Consider the following 18,604-nt stretch of genomic DNA (forward strand, 5'->3'; position numbering starts at 1 on the left):
TCCTTTCTCGCAGGTAATCGAATTCCGGCTCAGCGGCTGAGGAATCCGTCGACGAGCCGCCTGCGGTCGACCTTGCCGTTGTCGGTGACCGGGATTTCCTCGCGGTGGTGGAAGCCCCGTGGCCGCATGTACCGCGGCAGTTCGGCGACCAGCCGGCTCAGCTCGTCCTCGGCGATCGGGTCCCCGAGGTAGAAGGCGTGCAGGTCGACTTCCCCGTCCACGGCGGGGATCGTGACGACCACGGCCTCGGCGATGGCGGCATGCCTGCGCAGAGCGCTCTCGATCTCGCCGAGCTCGACCCGGTTGCCGAGCACCTTGACCTGGTGGTCGACCCTGCCCTGGTGCACGAGTTCGCCCGCCTCGCGGCGCACCCGGTCCCCGGTGCGGTACCAGTGTTCGGCGGTGAGCGGGGCGCTCCCGTCGTAGACTTCCACCTCACCATCCACAATGGATACGAAGCGGCCGATGTTGTCGGCGGGGTCCAGGTAGCCGGGGAACCGCTGATCGCCGCGCACACAGAGCTCGCCGTCCTCCGCGGGACGGAGGTCCGCGTCAAGCAGCGCGTATTCCAGGCGGGGGAAGACATCCCCGATCGGAACCGAGCGGTTCGAGGTCTCGACCAGCGACGATGGGTCGGACGGCACCTCGTAGGCGGTGACGATGCAAGCGCACTCGCTCGGCCCGTAGCAGTTGATGACCGTGGTGTTCGTCGCGGCCGCGGTCCAGGCCTCGATGTGTTCCAGGGTCAGCGGTTCACCGCCGAACGAGCTCAGCCGGAGGGTGGGCATGCTGCCGGGGCCCAGTGCTCGCAACCGCTTGGCGAACCAGATCAGCGAGGGCACGGACATCCAGTGGGTCAGGTGTCTGGTGTTGATGAACTTCACCGGTGCGAGCACGTCCGCGCGCTGCGCGACGACCACCGCGCCACCGCCGCCCCACGTCCCGAACATGGCCAGTATCGATCCGTCGAAGCTCATCTCGAACGTCTGCGCGCCACGGGAGGTGGGCCCGAACCGGTATCGCTTCATCACCTCGGTCAGGAACGCGGAGACGTTGGTGTTCGTGACCGGCACGCCTTTCGGGCGACCGGTGGTGCCACTGGTGAAGATCAGGTACGCGGGAGCGTCCGGATCGGGCTCCACCACCTGCGGTACCGCCAACGTGGAATCCGGCCGCAGATACCGCCGCCAGCCGTCCCCGGTCAGGTCGAGGATGTCGACACCGGCCCGGGTACGGTAGTCCGCCGCCCCGTCACCAGCGGTGTCGTCGAGCATGGTCAGGTCCAGTTCCGCCGCCGCGGAGATGTCCAGGTTGCGAGCCGACGGGTTCGCCGGGTTCAACGGCACCACGGTCGCACCGAGCCGCAATGCCGCCAGATAGGCGATGTAGCCTGGCACGCTTCGCGCGGTCATCAGCCCGACCCGCTGGAGCACGCCGTCGTGGGCTGTCCGCATCACCGCCGAAACCTGCTCCACCGCGCCCATCAGCTCGCGGTAGGTGAAGGTTTCGACGCCGAGCTCCAGCGCCACGTTGTCCGGATACGCCTGCGCCGACGCGCGGAACCAGTCGAAGAGGGAACGGTTTGTCATAGCGGCAGACTCCATGGTTCCGGTGTCACGAAGGGCGTCAGCGAGTCGCGCAGAGCCGGCAGGTTGTCCGGCCTGAACACCTCGTAGTGGTCCACGTCCAGATGTTGTTCACGCAGGCGGGGCGCCAGGTTTCGCCAGTTGGCCACGGTCAGCTCTCGCGTCGCCTCCGGGCCGGCGCAGGTGACCAGCAGCACGCGGCCTCCGTACGAGCGGTCGACGCGGTACTCGGCGACCGCGCTCAGCTGGCCCATCAGCACGCGTTTCAACCGCGCCGCGTTCTCCTTGTCGGGGCGGGGGCCGAGCATGCCGCCGACCTTGTCCAGCAGCCAGTTCGTGGAGTCGGCGCTTTCCGCGCGCGGCAGAGGTGAACTGTCCAGCAGCGCCAGGTCGGGTCGGACACCACGCTCGGCGAGCCGGACGCACATCTCCCAGCCGATCACTCCGCCCATCGACCAGCCGAGCACCAGGTCCGGTTCGATCCCCGCGTCGTCCAGCGCCCGGAGCGCCGAGTCCGCCATGTCACCGACCCGGCTCTCGGGTTCTTCACCGGCCACCAGTCCCGACGCCCGGATGCCGTACACGTTGCCGGTCCGCCCGAGGAATTCCGCCAGCCGCAGGTAGTACCCGAGGCCGCCGCCCGCCCCGGGAAGCAGCACGCACGTGCGCCGGGATCCCCGGCGCACCAACGTGATCAGCCGGCCGGGCTGCGTCGCCGTCAGCACGAGTCCACCTGTGCCGAACGCACCAGCGCGGCCAGCGTGGCGATCGTGGGCGACGCGAAGAACTCCCCCATCGCCAGGGTGACCCCGTAGGTCTGCTGGATCTCCGCGAAGGTGGTGAAAATATTCAGCGAATGCGCGCCGTACTCCAGCACCGGCCGGTCGCGGGCGATGCCGTCGACCCCGAGTACGCGTGACCACAGTGACGCGAGTTCACGTTCGAGTTCGCTCGCATACTCCACCACCGGGCCGTTGTCCCGCCGCTGAGCGACGAGTAACTCGTCGACCGTTCTGCCAAGTGCCGCGCGGTCGGTCTTTCCGGTTCCCGTCGCCGGGATCTCGGGCACCGTGAGTATCCACAGTGGCCGCATGTATTCGGGCAGTGTCGCCGCGAGATGGGTTCGCACCCGCTCCGGATCGGGCGTCGCACCGGGATGCGGGACCAGCAGCAGCGCGATCTCCTTGGCTGCGCCGTCGCCATGGACCACCGCGACGGCCTGGCGCACCCCGAGCACCCGGGTCGCCACCGCTTCGATCTCGCTGAGTTCCACCCGGTTGCCCCGGATCTTCACCTGGGTGTCCAGCCTGCCGAGGTAGATCAGCTCACCACGGTGATCGCGGACCACCAGATCTCCGGTGCGGTACATCAAACCCGCTCCGGCGAAGGTGTCCGGCACGAACCGTTCCCCGGTCAGCACCGGATCATTGCGGTAGCCGTCCGCGAGGCATTGCCCACCGAGGTACAACTCGCCGGGAACACCGGCCGGGGCCAGGTGCCCGGTAACGTCCACCACGTACGCGGCCACGCCGGGCAGCGGCGTCCCGATCGGCACGTGGACCGGCCACACCTGGTCCGCCACGGAAAGCCGGCGCGTGGTGACGGCCTGAGTTTCGGTGGGGCCGTAGTGGTTCACCAGCTCGCAGTGGGGGTGCTGGACGAAGAACTCCCGCAACTGCTCGTCCACCAGCAACTGCTCACCCGAGACGCAGAGCTGGCGCAACGCGGGCAACCGCGTTCCCCGGTCCAGTGCGTGCAACAACATCGGTCGCAGCGCCGCCACCGGCAGGTACACGTGCGTTGCTTCGCATTCGGCGATCCGTCGCAGCATCGCGGGGAAGTCACGTCGATCGGCCGCTCCCCGCGAGATCACCATGCCGCCGCTGAGCAAGGTCGGCAGGATTTCCTGGAAGCACACATCGAAACCGAGCGGCGCGTACTGGAGGAACCGGGTGTCGCGGTCCATCCGCAGCGCGTCGACCTGCCAGGCAGCCAGCTGGGTCAGCCACCGCTGTCCCATCTGAACTCCCTTTGGAACCCCGGTCGAGCCCGAGGTGAACATCACGTAGACCGCCCCGTCCGGGTCGCCCGCGGCCTCGCCTGGCTCGGCCGCCACCAGTTCCTTGATGGCCACCGCGGGCACTCCGGGAACGACTTCGTGCCCGGCGACCAGGCGGCATTCCGCCTTGCGGACCATGTAGTCCAGGCGTTCCCCAGGAAGGCTTTCGTCAAGGGGCAGAAAACCCGCACCGCGACGGAGGATCGCCAGTATCGCGGTCACGGCGTCACCGAGGTTGTCGGTGGCCAGTCCGACCAGGTCGCCCCTGCCGATGCCACGTTCGGCGAGTCCGCCGGATGCCCGCTCCACCGCGCCGACGAGCTCCGCATAGGTCAGCTGCCGCCCGGGTTCGGAGATGGCGATCGCGTTCGGGTTCTGCCGCGCCATCGCTTCGACGCCCTCGACCAGGGTTGGGTACGGCGGACGGGAACTCCAGCCGTCAGATCGGGTGCTGGTCGCTGCCGACGAGTCGGTGAACAGCTCGGCCAGCGGCCTGGAACTGTCGTCCCACGCCCGCCGTGCCGCGGTGCGCAGGGAGGCGAGCAGGTCGTCGGCCACGGCCGGGGCGATGAGCTCCTGGTCGTACTCCAGTTCCAGCAGCCAGCTGCCGTCAACCGGTGTCGCGCCGAGCCACAGGTCGAACTTGGCGGTGTCGTTGCCGGGTTCACTGATCCGGCGAACCGGCCCGTCCGGCCGCCCCACGAACGTGTCCTGCATCGCCAGCATCGCCGAGAAGAGGGGGTTGCGGTTCGTCGTTCGATCCGGCCGCACGTCCGCGACGAGCTGGGTGAAGCTGATATCAGTGTTGGCCCGGCAGAAATCGACCGATTCACTGACCACTGTGGATAGATGATCGGCGACCGTGCGGTTCCAGTCGAGCGGGACGGTCACCGGCAGGGTGTTGACGAAGAACCCGCACAGGTCGAAGGCGCCGATGGTGCGCCTGGCCAGGAACGGGCTGCCGATGAGTACCTCCGCCACGTTGCCGTGCCGGGCCAGCACCGCGCCGTAGATTCCGGTGAACAGCACGAACGGGGAGACGTCGAGCCGATTGCAGAGACCGTTGAGGGCGGCCGCCTCCGCGTCGTCGAGCCGCCACTGCACACGCGCTCCGGTGAACGAGGTCTGGGCCGGCCGCCCCGGCCGGGGCGACAGCTCCAGCGGCGGGACGGTACGCAGCCGCTCCGCCCACGCCGCGGACCGCTCACGCGCATCCGCGGAGGTCGAGGACTGTTGCTGTGCCGAAACTTCCTTGCGGTAGGCGCGTTCGCGCAGACCGGCCTTCGCGTCGATCTCCGCCGGAGTGAGCGGTGCGGTCAGCATGCGTTCCAGGTCGTTGACCATCGGGCCGACCGAGAGCCCGTCGAGGATGATGTGGTGGTCCGCCAGCAGGATCACCGACGCGCTGTCGTCGGTCGCGCGCACCGTGGCGAACCGGTACGCCGGACCGTTCTCCAGATCGAACTCGGGTCTGCCGATCTTGCGGGCCGTGGTCGTCACCGCTTCCTCGAAATCGGCCGGTGCCACGACCACCCGTTCGCACGGGAGCGCGGAGGGGGCCGGGGTGAGCCGGGCGTGCATCTCCGGCAGCACGCCGAAGGTCTGCCGGAGGGCGGGCTGCATGGCGACCATCGCGGCGAGCGCGGCCTCGACCTGTGCGGCGCCGTAGCGCGGATCGAGGTCGAACCGGACAAGCATGTTGTAGACCGGCTTCCCGGCGGCCCGGTTGTGCACCATGAGCAGTCCCTGCTGGGAACCGGTGAGCGGGATGCCCTGTCGCGTCTCGGTCAGCATGCCGAGGCCGCCAACCGCATGAGCCAGGCCTTGAGATCACCGACGGTGCGCACGTCGACGAGACTGGCGAGGTCGATCTCCGCGTCATCGTCGGCAACGACCTCGACCGCCAGCCGGAGCAGTGCCAGTGACTCGATTCCCGCTTCCAGCAACGGCGTCGTGTCGGTGAAGCGCCCGGTGGCGTACTTCTCGATTGTTTGATCGAGATTCGAAGTCAAGGGCATATCCCGTCCCCCTGCGATAGATCATCCTGGTGATTCCTGGTTTCCGTCCCGCTTTCGGTCCCGACCGCGCTATTGCGGACCTCCTGAAAGAGTCCGCTGCAGGCTTTCGAGGCACTTAAGTCAAGCTATCGGCTGTTCGACGCGAATGTAACGGCCAACCGCGCCGTGAAAACAATCGAGCATTTTGGAAGATTGATCAATGCCGATATCAACAACTCGATTGCCATTTCTCGTGCGAAACAGTATTTAGTTTGGTGACGGATACATGCGTTCCCCGGGAAGAAGTCACACGGCAAACCTGGCCATGCGGTCCCGGCGCCGGCAGGACACACAGCCGACTTTCTCAACCAGCTGGTTGACAACGAGTCGAGGGTGTCCTAGATTCCTATTCAACCGATGAGTTGAGGAAGACTGTGGACGAGAACGCGGAGCAGCTCAACCTGGTGTTCGCGGCACTGGCCGACCCGACCCGGCGCGACCTGGTGGCCCGGCTGGCCGGCGCGGACGCGACCGTGGGCGAGCTGGCCGAGCCGTACGACATGAGCTTCCAGGCGATCTCCAAGCACGTGAAGGTGCTCGAGGAGGCCGGCCTGGTGACCCGCAGCAGGGACGCCCAGCGCAGGCCGGTGCACCTGGACGCGGAGGTGTTCGACCTGATGACCAAGTGGATCGAGCGCTATCGCAGGGAGGCCGAGGAGCGCTACCGGCGCCTCGACGCCCTGCTGGGCCGGATGGCCGACGACAAGGACCGGAAGCACACTCACACGGAGGAAGCATCATGAACACGACCAAGCACGAGACCGAGATCCTGGCGGACGAGAAGGTCCCCACCATCGAGATCGTCCGGGAGTTCGACGCGGATCCCGAGCGACTGTTCCGCGCCCACATCGATCCCGACCTGTACGCGCAGTGGGTCGGGCCGCGCTCGGTGAGCACGAGGGTCACCAGATGGGACGCCCGAACGGGCGGCGCCTGGGCGTTCGCCAACGATCGCGACGGCGAGGAGATCGCCTCCTTCTACGGCAGCTTCCACGAGGTGCGGCCGAACGAGCGGATCGTGTGGACCTTCACCTACGAAGGAGCGCCCGACGGAGTCGCGCTGGAGACGCTGACCTTCGAGGAGCTCGAGGGCGGGCGGACTCGGCTACGGGTGCTGAGCGTGGTGCAGGACTTCGAGACCCGCGACGGCATTTTGTCCAGCGGCATGGACGTCGGGGTCAGCGAAGGCTTCGACAAGCTCGACGAGTTGCTCGCGAAGGAGGCCTGAGATGCCGTCCGCGTCCAAGAGTCCGGCCGAGCAGCACGCGTACGACGCGGCCCCGTTCACCGAACTGGTCGAGTCCGCCTCGGCCGGGGACTGGGCCCGGCCCAGCCCGGTCGCGGAGTGGACGGCTCTCGACATCGTGAAGCACCTGGTCGAGTGGTCCCGTGGCTTCCTGCAGGGCGCGGGGATCGAGCTCCCCGCCCTGGACGTCGAGGCCGATCCGGTCGCCGCCTGGAAGCAGCACGTGACCGACATCCAGGCCATCCTCGACGAGCCGGGAGGGCGGGTGCTCAGCAATCCGCACACCGGCGACAAGCCCGTGGACGAGGCGATCGACCAGTTCTACACCGCGGATATCTGGATGCACACCTGGGATCTCGCGAAGGCACTCGGCCACGAGCCCGACCTCGGCCAGCAGCGCTGCCGCGCCGCGCTGGCGGCCATGGAGCCGATGGAGCAGATGCTGCGCGACAGCGGGCAGTTCGGTTCCGCTGTGCCCGTCGCCGCCGATGCCTCCCCGCAGGACAGGTTGATGGCCTTCATCGGCCGCGACCCGGCCTGGCACCAATGACGCGGTGACCGCGGTCGCGACCGCACACCGCACACCGCGACCGCGACCGACAGTCCGGTGCCGGTTCACCGGGATGGTGCTTCGCCACCAACCCCGCGCACTTTCCCGGGAAAGTGCGCGGCAGGAAACGCGCCGTCGCTGGTCCCGGACCCCGGCCCCTCGCACTTTCCCGGGAAAGTGCGAGGGGGGTCGCGGGGTGCGGGTCGCGGGGTGCGGGGGCGCTCCCCGCTCGGAACTGGTGTCCACGGGGACACCGAGTCCGTCAGCGTGCGCGGTCGTAGACCATGGCGATCTCGCCCAGCTCGCCGGTCTCCTGAAGGGTGAGCGTCCATTTCGACGCGGGCAGGTCGTCTTCGAACAGTCGCCGCCCGCCTCCGGCGATCTCGGGGCTGATCATGAGATACAACCGGTCGAGCTGGTCCGCCGCGAGGAGCGCCTTGATGACGCTCGCGCTGCTGTTGACGAGAATGTCGCCCTCGCCGCTGGCCTTGAGGTCGGTGACGACGTCCGCGGCGGGTGCGTTCACCACTCGGGTGCGTTCCCACGGTGCCTCGGTCAGAGTCGTCGAGAGGACCACCTTTTCCGCGCCGACCAACCACTTCGCGTAGCCGCGATCACGCGGGTCGGCGTTCTCGTCCCCGGCGACCGATGGCCAGAAGCCCATGAACCCCTCGGCATTGAGCCTGCCGAGCAGCGCTGTCGTCGCCGACTGCCAGATGCGGTCGAGATGACGTCGCGCGACCTCGGTGGTCGCATAGGGGATGATCGCGCTCAGATCGCCGGGCCCGCCGGGGCCGTTGTAGCGCCCGTCGAGGGTGAGATTCATGTTCGCGGTCACCCTGCGTGCGGTCGAGTTGGTCATGACGGTGATTCCTTTCCCTTGGTCCGCGCCTTGGTGGTGCCGTGGGACGCGCCGACGGCGTCGGCGAGGTTGTCGAGCACCTGCCCCCAGCCGGTTTCGATTCCGGCGATGTAGGGGACGGCCCCGACCGTCGTGTCGGTGATGCGCAGGCCCAGCCGCAACCGGGTGCCGTTCCGGGTCGCGGTGAGCGTCAGGTCGTAGTGGCCGCTGAACGAGATCGCCCCGGACGCGTCCAGCACCGAGAGGTCGAACGCGAGGCGCTCTGGTTTGCTCGCGGTGTGGACCTTTCCTTCGGAGCGGTAGCGCCCTTCGGCATCGCGGTACTCGAGAACGACGCGCCCGCCCGCCCTCGGCTCGAGAGCGCAGTCGGTGATCGTCATCGACGGCGGGGCCCACCAGGACGCCAGCAGGTCCGGATCGACCCAATGGCGCCAGACGAACTCCCGCGGCGCGGGCAGCACGCGCTCGAACGAAAAGGCGCGCCCGTCCGCCCACCGCTGACGGTCCGCGACCGCGGAGTCCGCGTCGATGGCCGCGCGGTAGCGCGCGATGACGTCTCGCTCGCTCCCGTGCGCCTCGGTTGCCTCGACCAGTTCCCGCAGTCGACGCGCGAGAGCCGCCAGTGGCGCGGCCTCGACCGCGTAGACGCGACGTTGCCCGAGCGGAAAGACGGTGACGAGGTCGACTCGGGCGAGGGTCTGGAGGTGCTTGGTGGTCTGCGGCTGCCGCAAACCGGTCAACTCGGCCAGTTCACCGACCGACCGGGGACGTTCGGCGAGGAGTTCCATGATGTGCCACCGCGCGGCGTCCCCGAGTGCTGATGCGATCCGGTCCATGAGGCAGAGTATTCACTCATCAGAATATTCTCGTCAAGGAATTTCTTTGTTCTGCTGCTAGTACCGTGCGGCGTACCAGGTCGGGGACTCGCCGAACATCTCCTTGAAGTCCCGGGTGAAATGCGCCTGGTCGGCGTAGCCGAGTTCGGCGGCGAGGGAGGCCCAGTCGACCTCCACACCCGCGGCCAGTCGTTCTGTCACGTCGTGCAGCCGGTAGCGGCGGATCACCCACTTCGGCCCGACGCCCACGTACTCGGCGAACAGCCGTTGCAACTGCCGGACGCTCGTACCGAGATCACTCGCCAGCGCGCCGACGCGCGTGATCGCCGGTTCGGCGGCGATCTTCCCGACCACGTCAGCCGCCCGCTGCGCCCTGGGGTCCGGCTCGGGAAGGTGCGCCCTGAGGAACCGTTCGACCGTCTCGACGTCGCGGGCGTCCGGGACACCCGGACCGAAGACCTCGCCCGCGTCGACCGAGCGGTCCGTGATCGTGGAGACGGCCGCGCCGAGGAAAGGGCGGAAGCACCCCGGCCGGAACGCCACACCCAAGATGTTTCTTTCGCCCTCCAGCACCTTGATCCGATGTCCACTGACCACACCGTTCACGATCGCGGTGCCGTCCCGGAAAGTCAGGTGCACATTCGGCCGGGGTACGACCAGCTGCCGGTAGGGCTCGCTGTAGCTCCAGGAGACCATCCAGTAGTACTCGACGAACGGCGCAAGGTCCGGCGCGGGCGCGGGAAAAGTGTGACGCTGGAATCTCCGCCACGCGCTTCCGAGCTCACGGGCATCCCTGCTCACGCCGAAAGTCTATGTCGCGTTTGTTCAAGACACCCGCGGCACGGCGTCGCTAGCGTGGCGCCATGTCCGACACTCAGTTGACTGCTCGCGCCGCCACTCCCCTGCTGGAGATCATTCGCAACATCAAGCCGGACCAACTCGATGCGCCGACACCGTGCGCCGAGTACGACGTCCGCAGGCTGCTGAACCACCTGCTGTTCTGGGGGCCTTCGCTGGAAGGCGCCGCACGTAAGGAAACAGTGCCTCCGCCCGCCGAGTCGGATTCGGCGGTGGACCTGACCGGCGGCGACTGGGCCGCCGACGTCGAAACGCAGCTGAACCGCATCGTCGACGCCTGGAGCAAACCCCGCGCATGGGCGGGCACCACCCACATGGGCGGCCCGACGGAACTGCCCGCGGCATTGGTCGGCGGCATGGTCCTGAGCGAGCTGGTCGTGCACGGATGGGACCTGGCGAAGGCGACCGGCCAGCACCTGGTCGTGGCGGACGACGTCGCCGGGGAAGTACACAAGGAGGTCACGAAGACCGCCACACTGGGCCGGGAAATGGGCGCCTACGGGCCCGAGGTACCCGTGCCCGCCTCCTCGTCGACTGTGGACCGGGTACTCGGACTCACCGGGCGCGACCCGGCTTGGACGCCCTGACGACGACCACCGGACCAGCACCGCACCGACCGGCTCACCGGTTCGCGCGCTCGATGGAGCGCCGCACCAGGCCGCGAATCCCCGGGAGCCCGATGGCCCGGATCGTCAGATCGCGTGCCAGGACGTGCGCCTTGCTCGGCGGCGCGAACTGGCTGATCCCTTTGCGGGCCAGCGCCTGTCGTTTGCGGACCTCAGGGCGCAGCCCCGCCTCCCATTCGGCCAGCGCCGCCGGAATGTCGTCGCCGTGCCCGTCCAGCGCGGCGCCCAGCCGGTCGGCGCCGTCGAGCGCGAGGGCCGCGCCGTAGCCCGCGAACAGCGTCACGCACCAGGCCGCGTCGCCGATCAGTACGACCCGATTCCGGCTCCACCCGTCCAGCACGATCTGACTGACGGAATCGAAGTAGGCACCGGCCGGGTCGGCCTCGAGTTGCCGCAACGCGTCAGGCACGCCCCCGCCCAGGTCCCCGAACGCCGCCGTGAGCGCCGACACCGGTCCGCGTGCCAGTTCGGCCGCCGGATCAGTGGCCCGGTAGGTGAAGAACGTCGAGGACCGTCCCGGTCCGAGGTTGACCACAGCCGCCGTGCGCCCCGGCCCGATGAACGTGGCGCCCGCCCCCTCCGGCACGTCCTCCGGAAGCCGGTCAAGGGGAAACGCCCCCACCACGTGCCGCAGGTCCACCCGGAGATCGGACTCGGGACCGAACACGAGTTCGCGGACGCCGGAGTGCAAGCCGTCGGCGCCGACAAGGAGGTCGGCGCGCTCGGACGTGCCGTCGCTCAGCACCACCTCGACGTCGGGGCCATCTTGGCCGACCGCACGCACGGTGGTGTCGAAGCGGATCGCGACGATCTCGCGTACCGCCTCGTACAGCGCGGACTCCAGATCGCCGCGGAACACCGACAGGGCCCGCTTGCCGAGCGCGGCTTGCGCGATCGCCTGCGGGACCGTGAACTTCTCCCTGCCGTCGGCCTTCACGAGGATCGAGGTGAAGAAACCGAGATCCCGCGGCTCCAGCTCGGGCAGTAGCCCGAGACGCTCCGCGGCGTCGTAGCCCGGTCCGGTCAGGTTCACCATGTATCCGCTGCTGCGGCGCCCCGGGGCACGCTCCACCACGAGCACGTCCCATCCCGCCCGGCGTAGTCGCAGCGCCGTAGCCAAACCGGCGATGCCGGCCCCCACGACGACCGCTCGTCGCGCCCGTACGCCGTTACCCGCGTCATTGCTCGTCACCACTGCTCCCGCCATCAGAATGAACACCTGCTCAAACCAAGTATGAGCATGTGTTCACACTGAAGGCAAGGTGGGGTTCCGTAGACTCGGGGCGTGCCAAGAGGTGTCGCCATACCGGAGCTCAGGCAGCAACTGTTCGCCGCCACCGAGCAGGTGATCGTCCGCGACGGGCCTGCCCGGCTCAGCGGCCGGGCGGTCACTGGCGAGGCCGGGGTCGCGACCGGGCTGCTGTACGCCCACTTCGCCGATCTCGACGACTTCCTGGCCGCATACGCCGTGGATCGCGCCTTCCTGGTCTCCGCCGAAGCGGCGACGCTGCCGGAACGGGCGGGCTCGGGAAGCGTCGCAGGGAACCTGTGCGACGCTCTCCTTTCGACACCGCCGGTCACCGTCCTGGCGCTGGCGCGGCTCCTCGTGACTCGGCCGGCATTGTCCGGACCGGTCCGCGCCGTACTCGGCGACAGGACCGCTGGTCTCGACGCGATCGAGAGCGCCGCCGTCAGGTACCTCGCCGAGGAGCAGCGCCTGGGCCGGGTCGCCGCCACCGCCGAGCCCGAGTGGCTGGCCCTTGCGCTCGTCGGCGCACTGCACCACCTCGTGCTCACCGTCGATTCCGAATCGGACGTCCACGCGCGCATCCAGCACACGGTCAACGCGCTGATCACGAACGTCACCACGAGACGGCCTGTCGGCGGCTGACTCCCCTCCGCTGCCGACGCCCGGACGTGCACCCCGTGTGCCGCGAACTGTCGCCCAGATAGCCGATTGTGATGTGCGCCTTCACCGTATTGGGTGATGCACAAATTGGACAATCCCGTTTCCGGATCACCGGAGGACACATGAAGGCGAAAATCGCTACCGCGACAATCGCGCTGATGACGGCGGGGATTTTTGTTGCGCCACTTGCGTCGGCGCACGAACAGGCATACGACCAGGTCTCACCGCCGACCATGGAGGAGCGGCAGTCCGAACTCACAGCAGCACCGGACGGGCAGTCGAAGTGTGTGCACGGCCTCGCGGCCGACACCTACGCCTGCGACGGCATCGACATGCTCGACCACCTGTGGCTCGAAGACCTCGGGCTGACCTTCGCCAATGACATGTGGGGCTGGACGGACCCGGCGACCGGCAAGGACTACGCCATCATCGGGGGCACCGAAGGTACTGTCTTCGTGGACGTCAGCACCCCGACCGACGCCACCGTCGTCGGCATACTTCCGGCACACGTGCTGGATCCACATCGCCCGTACTGGCGCGACATCAAGGTGTTCGACAACCACGCGTTCGTCGTGTCCGAGCAGATCCCGCACGGCCTGCAGGTCTTCGACCTGACGCGACTGCGCGACGAGACCGGCACCTTGACCGAGGACGCGCACTACGCCGAGTTCGGCAAAGCGCACAACATCAACATCAACGAGGACAGCGGTTTCGCCTACGTGATCGGCACCAACACCTGTGCGGGCGGCCTGCACATGGTCGACATATCGTCGCCGACCAGCCCCGCCTTCGCCGGCTGCTTCGACGAGCACGGTTACATCCACGACACCCAGTGCGTGACCTACGCGGGTCCCGACGCCGACTACACGGGCCGGGAGATCTGCGTGAACTCCAACGCCGCTTCGGACGGCCACTTCGTGTCCGTTGTGGACGTCACGGACAAGGCGAGCCCGGCGCCCATCGCCCGTATGTCCTACCCGGACAGTGGCTACAGCCACCAGGGTTGGTTCACCCCGGGTCAGCGGTACTTCCTGCACGGTGACGAGCTCGACGAGCAGGGGCACGGGATCAACACCAGAACGCGGATCTGGGACATGACCGATCTCGACAACCCGCGGCACACCGGCACCTTCGACAACGAAACCACGTCGATCGACCACAACATCTACACCGAGCGCAGGCTCGCGTACATGTCGAACTACACGTCCGGCCTGCGGGTCTACCACACCGGAAAGATCGGCATGGGTGAGCTCAAGGAGGTCGCCCACTTCGACGTGTACCCGGAGAACGACAACGCGTCGTTCGAAGGCGGCGCCTGGAGCAACTACCCGTACTTCAAGCGGGACATCGTCGGCGTCAGCACCATGGACAGAGGTTTGTTCATCCTGAAGCTCAAGTAGCGAGCACGCCACGCGCGGACGCTTCACCGCCGGGCCAACCCTCCGGCGGTGAGGCGCCTGCCGAGCAGTGACATCGCGATCGTCAGGCCGATCAGGGCGAACACCGCCGCCGTGGCGAAACCCGACCGCAGCCCTTCGGTCAACGCCGCAAGCGGAGCGTGCCCTCCTGGCTCGGCCAGCAGTCCGGCCGTGCGCACGGTCGCCACAGTGGACACACCGGCGACCCCCAGTGCACAGCCGATGTTGAACGACGTCTCCACCAGTCCCGACGCGATCCCGGAATCGCCGTCCGCGACACCGGACAGTGCCGCGATGGATGCGGCGACGAACGTCGCCCCGAGGCCGAGTCCGAACACCATCAGCGCCACCACCAATATCCCGAGCCGGTCGACTCCCGTGAGCGCGACGGCGAGGAGCGCACTCCCAGCCGCGATCAGTCCGAGGCCACCCGTCGTCACCGGACGGACGCCGATCCTGGTGACCAGCGACTGACCACCGACGGAACCGGCGACCGACGTCACCGTCATCACGGCCGTGAGCAGACCGAACTGCAGTGCGGAGTAGCCGATCGCCTGCTGGGCGTACAAGGTGAGCGCGATCAGCAGGCCGTCGACCGCCATCCCGGCGCACAGCAGCACCAGATTGCCCCCGACCAGGGATCGTGACCGGAAGACGCGCGATGGCACCAGCGGGCTGTCCACCCGCGCTTCGATCACGACGAACGCCCCGATCAGGGCCACCGCTGCCGCCAGCAGGCCCACCGTGCGCGGACTCGCCCAACCTACCTCCGGCGCACTCGACACGGCGTAAACGACGAGGACGATCGCGGCGGTGATCGTCAGCGCTCCCGCCGTGTCGAAGGTGCGCGTGCGGCCCGAGTCCCGGCTTTCCCGCAGCAGCACCGGGCTCAGCGCGATCACGACGAGTCCGATCGGGACGTTGATCAGGAAGACCCAGGCCCAGCCGGGCCCGTCGGTGATCGGGCCGCCGAGCAGCAGCCCCGCGGTCGCTCCACCGCCGCCGATGGCGCCCCAGACCCCGAGTGCCCTGTTCCGTTCCGGCCCCTCGGCGAACGTCGTCATGAGAATGGCAAGGGCCGTCGGGGTGAGCACGGCGCCTGCCGCGCCCTGCACCGCCCGTGCCCCGATCAGCACGCCGCCGGACTCCGCGAGCCCGCACACCAGCGAAGCCAGCGCGAACAGCGCCATTCCCGCCATGAACACGCGTCGTCTGCCGAGCAGATCGCCCAGACGTCCACCGAACAACATCAGGCCACCGAAGGTCAGCGCATACGCACTGAACACCCACTGCAGCTCACTACCGGTGAATCCCATGTCCGACTGGATCGACGGCGCGGCCGTGAACACCGCGGTGGAATCCAGGATGGCAATGGAGAACGCGAGGCAGAGCAGGCACAGCGCCGGCCACCTACGGGGGTCGGGCTCGGAAGTGGACATGTGAACTCCTGGGGTACGTACGGGTCCCTTCGGGACGTTTCACCACAGAGTCGAAACCGACGGCACCATCTCGACGTCGAACTTTTTCCTTCGCGGATGTCGAAGTGGCCACCCGTGCTTCGATGTCCCTGTCGAGAGGCGTCCGACCAGGCGCCGGGACACGAGGGGCTGCCATGAAGTACCTGATTCTCATCTACAGCAATCCGGAGACCTGGGACTCGCTGTCCGCCGAGCAGCGACAGCGGGTGAGCCGCGAGCACGATGCCCTTGACCGGGAACTCGGGGAGTCCGGCGAACTCGTCGGTTCCGAGGCGCTCGCCGAGCGGTCACAGACCAAAACGGTGCGTGCCCGCGCCGGTTCCCCGGTCGTCACCGACGGACCGTTCGCCGAAGCGAAGGAACAACTGGCCGGCTTCTACCTCCTCGACTGCGAGAGTGTCGAACGCGCGGTCGAGATCGCCGGCCGTCTCCCCGACATCGAACTGTGCGCGGTCGAGGTACGCCCGGTGATGGATCTCGCCGGACTGGAGATGTGACCGATGAAGTACCTGCTGCTGATCTACGCCAACCCCACGACCTGGCAGCACCCGTTGTTCCTGCACCCGCAGGGTGGGCTGTCGTCCGACGAGGCCGAGCGGCTGCGGGCGAGGTTCCATGCGCTGCTGAAGGAGATCACCGAATCCGGTGAACTGGTGGGCGGTGAGCCGCTCGCCGCACCGGCACTGAGCAGGACGGTGCGCAAGGGCGCCGGCGCACCCGCGGTCACCGACGGCCCGTTCGCCGAGACCAAGGAGCAGCTCGCGGGTTACTTCCTGCTGGACTGCGCGAGCTTGGAGCGCGCGACCGAGATCGCCGCCCGCTTTCCGGACGCCGAGCAGTGCGCCGTGGAAGTCCGCCCGCTGACGGTCACCGGCCCGTGAACAGCCACGACATCGAGCACCTGCTGCGCGAACTGGCGCCGCAGGTGCTCGGTGCGCTCCTGCGGCGGCACGGCACGTTCGACGCGTGTGAGGACGCGGTGCAGGAGGCCCTGCTGGCGGCAGCGGCGCAGTGGCCACACGAGGGCCTGCCCACGAGCCCACGTGGCTGGTTGATCACCGTCGCCTCCCGCAGGCTCACCGACCAGTGGCGCAACGAACTCGCCCGCAGGCGCAGGGAGAGCACCGCCGCGGCGATGGAACCCGCCGACCACCTGCTGGCACCGGCCGCCGACGAGGCGTACCAGGGCGACACCGACGACACCCTCACTCTGCTGTTCCTGTGCTGCCATCCCGCGCTGACCGAACCGTCCAGGATCGCCCTCACCCTGCGCGCCGTCGGCGGGCTGACCACAGCCCAGATCGCCCACGCCTTCCTGGTTCCGGAGACCACCATGGGCCAGCGCATCTCCAGGGCGAAACAGCGGATCAAGGCGAGCGGCGCTTCCTTTCGGCCGCTGACCGAGCAGGAGCGGATTGACCGGATCGACGCCATCAGACACGTGCTCTACCTGGTGTTCAACGAGGGATACACCGCCAGTTCCGGCTCCGACCTGCATCGGGTGGAGTTGAGCGAGGAGGCGATCCGGCTGACCAGGGCAGTGCACCGGCTGCTGCCCGACGACCACGAGGTGGCCGGTCTGCTGGCCCTGATGCTGCTCACCGACGCGCGTCGTCCGGCCCGAACCGGCCCCGGGGGCGAGTTGATCCCACTCGCCGAACAGGACCGGGACCGCTGGGACCGCGAGCGGATCGACGAGGGCGTCGCCCTGATCACCGCGACGCTCTCGCAGGGGCCCGTGGGGCCGTACCAGGTGCAGGCGGCGATCGCCGCGGTACACGACGAGGCACGGCGCGCCGAGGACACCGACTGGGCCCAGGTCGTGGAACTGTACGAAATGTTGCTCCACCTCGCCCCGAACCCGATGGTGCGGCTGAACCACGCGGTGGCGGTCGCGATGGCACAGGGCCCCCAGGCAGGGCTGGACCTGCTCGACACACCCGGGGGCACGGACGGCCTCGACGGACACCACCGGCTGCACGCCGTGCGCGCGCACCTTTTGGAACTGGCGGGCAGGACCGCCGAGGCAGGGGCGCACTACCGGCAGGCCGCCGCGCGCACCACGAGCCTGCCCGAGCGGCGATACCTCGAGTCCAGGGCGGCCCGTTTGATGTCCTCAATGTGGCATTGGGGACGTTGAAGTTCCTCAATGCCACATTGGGGACGTCACCTCCCGGCGGCACCCGGTCCTGCCGGACACCTCCGGGCGGCCCAACACCAGCGGCCATCGGTGTGCTCCCACTGCCGGTACCCCGCGTGCCCGCGCCCCGCGAAGATGGGGAGCACCCGCGCTCCGTCAACGGGAGCAGGGTGTGCGTCATCCGTTACGACACCGCCATCCGGCTGGACTTCCCCTCAAGCGACCGAAGGTGTGACGATGAGCTACGAGATGGTCGAGTGCCCCCTGTGTCACGGATCCGGGCTGGCACCCAACCGGAAGGACGCCTGTGGCAACTGCGGAGGGCTCGGACAGGTACCAGGGCGCTGAGTGCGAGCTGTGCCAGGGCACCGGCACGATGTCCTGGCAGCAGCCGACACCCGCCGGCGTGCTGCGCACGATCGAGATGCCCTGCCCGAACGGCTGTGGCGAGCACTGGAAGCATCCGAACGCCGAACGCGGCCGGGTCGTCGACCAGGCCGACGACCGGCCCGCACGGGTGCGCGGCCAAGCCGACGAGGCGAATCGGATCGGCGCCGACTTCATCGCGGGCGCACTGCGCAAGTGGGGCGCCCAGCACCCTGAGCACCGCGGCGGCCGACCGGACTGATTCCGGGAACGGTCCGCGTGGCTGCCCCGGCCCGGCGAGACTGCGACACTGTGGGCAGGGCCCGGTCCCGCAATCCGGGCCCGGATGGAGTACGCCGTGGAGACCAACCCGAACGAAGAGCCCGTCCCGGCCGTGCCGGAGGACGACTACAACGACTCCGGAACGCCGAGCTTCGACTACGTGCGCGATCGCATCGAGAACCGGTTCGCCACCGCCACAGGAGCCACCGAACTGGCCGAGGGCACGCCGGAAGGCGCCTCGCTGGACCAGCAGCTGGCCGACCGTGACCAGGCCGCGAAGGAGAAGCTGGCCCAGATTCGCCGGTCGATGCGGGGCGAGTAGTCCCCGGAG

Annotated in this window: 20 protein-coding genes; 11 read left to right on the top strand and 9 right to left on the bottom strand. The window is 68.4% G+C overall.

The window, feature by feature from the left end; translation table 11 throughout:
- Nucleotides 1–29: 29 nt before the first annotated feature.
- Genes BM199_RS10385 through BM199_RS10400 form a run of 4 tightly spaced genes read right to left on the bottom strand, consistent with a single transcriptional unit; the run spans nt 30 to nt 5,663 of the window.
- Nucleotides 30–1,589, bottom strand: coding sequence for an AMP-binding protein (locus BM199_RS10385; RefSeq protein ID WP_091672402.1), 1,560 nt, complete (start codon nt 1,587–1,589; stop codon nt 30–32).
- Entirely contained in the window at nt 1,586–2,311 is a 726-nt protein-coding gene (locus tag BM199_RS10390; RefSeq protein WP_218160327.1) for a thioesterase domain-containing protein, read from the bottom strand. Before BM199_RS10390 ends, BM199_RS10385 begins: the two co-directional genes overlap by 4 nt.
- Entirely contained in the window at nt 2,305–5,439 is a 3,135-nt protein-coding gene (locus BM199_RS10395; protein ID WP_091672404.1) for a non-ribosomal peptide synthetase, read from the bottom strand. Before BM199_RS10395 ends, BM199_RS10390 begins: the two co-directional genes overlap by 7 nt.
- A complete protein-coding gene (locus BM199_RS10400; protein WP_091672406.1) occupies nt 5,433–5,663 on the bottom strand; it encodes an acyl carrier protein in 231 nt (76 codons plus the stop codon). The genes BM199_RS10395 and BM199_RS10400 overlap by 7 nt, the downstream gene beginning before the upstream one ends.
- A gap of 413 nt (nt 5,664–6,076) precedes the next feature.
- Between BM199_RS10400 and BM199_RS10405 the strand changes: the two genes are divergently transcribed.
- The 3 genes from BM199_RS10405 to BM199_RS10415 are packed head-to-tail and all read left to right on the top strand — an operon-like array spanning nt 6,077 to nt 7,498.
- A complete protein-coding gene (locus BM199_RS10405) occupies nt 6,077–6,445 on the top strand; it encodes an ArsR/SmtB family transcription factor (RefSeq protein WP_091672408.1) in 369 nt (122 codons plus the stop codon).
- Nucleotides 6,442–6,930 (top strand): SRPBCC family protein, encoded by a 489-nt coding sequence (locus BM199_RS10410; protein ID WP_091672410.1) that lies wholly within the window; start codon nt 6,442–6,444, stop codon nt 6,928–6,930. The genes BM199_RS10405 and BM199_RS10410 overlap by 4 nt, the downstream gene beginning before the upstream one ends.
- A gap of 1 nt (nt 6,931) precedes the next feature.
- A complete protein-coding gene (locus BM199_RS10415; RefSeq protein WP_091672412.1) occupies nt 6,932–7,498 on the top strand; it encodes a TIGR03086 family metal-binding protein in 567 nt (188 codons plus the stop codon).
- Nucleotides 7,499–7,760: 262 nt separating this feature from the next.
- Here BM199_RS10415 and BM199_RS10420 read toward each other — a convergent pair whose 3' ends face one another.
- The 3 genes from BM199_RS10420 to BM199_RS10430 are packed head-to-tail and all read right to left on the bottom strand — an operon-like array spanning nt 7,761 to nt 9,997.
- Entirely contained in the window at nt 7,761–8,360 is a 600-nt protein-coding gene (locus tag BM199_RS10420) for a dihydrofolate reductase family protein (protein ID WP_091672413.1), read from the bottom strand.
- Nucleotides 8,357–9,196 carry a metalloregulator ArsR/SmtB family transcription factor gene (locus BM199_RS10425; protein ID WP_091672415.1) on the bottom strand — a complete coding sequence of 280 codons (840 nt, stop codon included), beginning with the start codon at nt 9,194–9,196 and terminating at the stop codon, nt 8,357–8,359. Before BM199_RS10425 ends, BM199_RS10420 begins: the two co-directional genes overlap by 4 nt.
- Before the next feature lie 57 nt (nt 9,197–9,253).
- Nucleotides 9,254–9,997 (bottom strand): helix-turn-helix domain-containing protein, encoded by a 744-nt coding sequence (locus BM199_RS10430; RefSeq protein WP_177242562.1) that lies wholly within the window; start codon nt 9,995–9,997, stop codon nt 9,254–9,256.
- A gap of 62 nt (nt 9,998–10,059) precedes the next feature.
- Here BM199_RS10430 and BM199_RS10435 point away from each other — a divergent pair, with 62 nt between their 5' ends.
- A complete protein-coding gene (locus BM199_RS10435; protein ID WP_091672418.1) occupies nt 10,060–10,641 on the top strand; it encodes a TIGR03086 family metal-binding protein in 582 nt (193 codons plus the stop codon).
- Between the two features lie 34 nt (nt 10,642–10,675).
- Here BM199_RS10435 and BM199_RS10440 read toward each other — a convergent pair whose 3' ends face one another.
- Nucleotides 10,676–11,872 (bottom strand): FAD-dependent oxidoreductase, encoded by a 1,197-nt coding sequence (locus BM199_RS10440; protein WP_245788271.1) that lies wholly within the window; start codon nt 11,870–11,872, stop codon nt 10,676–10,678.
- A gap of 93 nt (nt 11,873–11,965) precedes the next feature.
- On the opposite strand from BM199_RS10440, the gene BM199_RS10445 reads away from it, so the two are divergent.
- Together BM199_RS10445 and BM199_RS10450 are read left to right on the top strand one after the other, a co-directional pair.
- Nucleotides 11,966–12,571 carry a TetR family transcriptional regulator gene (locus BM199_RS10445; RefSeq protein ID WP_091672420.1) on the top strand — a complete coding sequence of 202 codons (606 nt, stop codon included), beginning with the start codon at nt 11,966–11,968 and terminating at the stop codon, nt 12,569–12,571.
- 140 nt (nt 12,572–12,711) lie between these two features.
- The gene (locus tag BM199_RS10450) at nt 12,712–13,989 is read left to right on the top strand and encodes a choice-of-anchor B family protein (protein ID WP_091672421.1); all 1,278 of its coding nucleotides are present in this window, start codon (nt 12,712–12,714) and stop codon (nt 13,987–13,989) included.
- 23 nt (nt 13,990–14,012) lie between these two features.
- Here BM199_RS10450 and BM199_RS10455 read toward each other — a convergent pair whose 3' ends face one another.
- Nucleotides 14,013–15,446, bottom strand: a complete 1,434-nt coding sequence (locus BM199_RS10455; RefSeq protein WP_091672423.1) for an MFS transporter — start codon at nt 15,444–15,446, stop codon at nt 14,013–14,015.
- Nucleotides 15,447–15,619: 173 nt separating this feature from the next.
- Between BM199_RS10455 and BM199_RS10460 the strand changes: the two genes are divergently transcribed.
- The 5 genes from BM199_RS10460 (at nt 15,620) to BM199_RS10480 (ending at nt 18,595) form a co-directional block, all read left to right on the top strand.
- Nucleotides 15,620–15,982 (top strand): YciI family protein, encoded by a 363-nt coding sequence (locus BM199_RS10460; protein WP_091672425.1) that lies wholly within the window; start codon nt 15,620–15,622, stop codon nt 15,980–15,982.
- A 3-nt stretch (nt 15,983–15,985) separates the two neighbouring features.
- Nucleotides 15,986–16,366 carry a YciI family protein gene (locus tag BM199_RS10465; RefSeq protein ID WP_091672427.1) on the top strand — a complete coding sequence of 127 codons (381 nt, stop codon included), beginning with the start codon at nt 15,986–15,988 and terminating at the stop codon, nt 16,364–16,366.
- Entirely contained in the window at nt 16,363–17,625 is a 1,263-nt protein-coding gene (locus BM199_RS10470) for an RNA polymerase sigma factor (protein WP_091672429.1), read from the top strand. Before BM199_RS10465 ends, BM199_RS10470 begins: the two co-directional genes overlap by 4 nt.
- A gap of 307 nt (nt 17,626–17,932) precedes the next feature.
- A complete protein-coding gene (locus BM199_RS10475; protein WP_245788272.1) occupies nt 17,933–18,253 on the top strand; it encodes a hypothetical protein in 321 nt (106 codons plus the stop codon).
- Nucleotides 18,254–18,349: 96 nt separating this feature from the next.
- Nucleotides 18,350–18,595 (top strand): hypothetical protein, encoded by a 246-nt coding sequence (locus BM199_RS10480; protein WP_245788273.1) that lies wholly within the window; start codon nt 18,350–18,352, stop codon nt 18,593–18,595.
- Nucleotides 18,596–18,604 lie beyond the last annotated feature (9 nt).

The sequence above is a fragment of the Amycolatopsis marina genome, from assembly GCF_900111885.1.
In the GTDB taxonomy this organism is placed as follows: Bacteria; Actinomycetota; Actinomycetes; order Mycobacteriales; family Pseudonocardiaceae; genus Amycolatopsis; species Amycolatopsis marina.

Coding starts and splice junctions, on each gene's coding strand:
- BM199_RS10410 (WP_091672410.1), top strand. CDS start 6,442: ATGAACACGACCAAGCACGAGACCGAGATCCTGGCGGACGAGAAGGTC.
- BM199_RS10465 (WP_091672427.1), top strand. CDS start 15,986: ATGAAGTACCTGCTGCTGATCTACGCCAACCCCACGACCTGGCAGCAC.
- BM199_RS10420 (WP_091672413.1), bottom strand. CDS start 8,360: ATGACCAACTCGACCGCACGCAGGGTGACCGCGAACATGAATCTCACC.
- BM199_RS10425 (WP_091672415.1), bottom strand. CDS start 9,196: ATGGACCGGATCGCATCAGCACTCGGGGACGCCGCGCGGTGGCACATC.
- BM199_RS10385 (WP_091672402.1), bottom strand. CDS start 1,589: ATGACAAACCGTTCCCTCTTCGACTGGTTCCGCGCGTCGGCGCAGGCG.
- BM199_RS10455 (WP_091672423.1), bottom strand. CDS start 15,446: ATGTCCACTTCCGAGCCCGACCCCCGTAGGTGGCCGGCGCTGTGCCTG.
- BM199_RS10395 (WP_091672404.1), bottom strand. CDS start 5,439: ATGCTGACCGAGACGCGACAGGGCATCCCGCTCACCGGTTCCCAGCAG.
- BM199_RS10460 (WP_091672425.1), top strand. CDS start 15,620: ATGAAGTACCTGATTCTCATCTACAGCAATCCGGAGACCTGGGACTCG.
- BM199_RS10415 (WP_091672412.1), top strand. CDS start 6,932: ATGCCGTCCGCGTCCAAGAGTCCGGCCGAGCAGCACGCGTACGACGCG.
- BM199_RS10450 (WP_091672421.1), top strand. CDS start 12,712: ATGAAGGCGAAAATCGCTACCGCGACAATCGCGCTGATGACGGCGGGG.
- BM199_RS10400 (WP_091672406.1), bottom strand. CDS start 5,663: ATGCCCTTGACTTCGAATCTCGATCAAACAATCGAGAAGTACGCCACC.
- BM199_RS10435 (WP_091672418.1), top strand. CDS start 10,060: ATGTCCGACACTCAGTTGACTGCTCGCGCCGCCACTCCCCTGCTGGAG.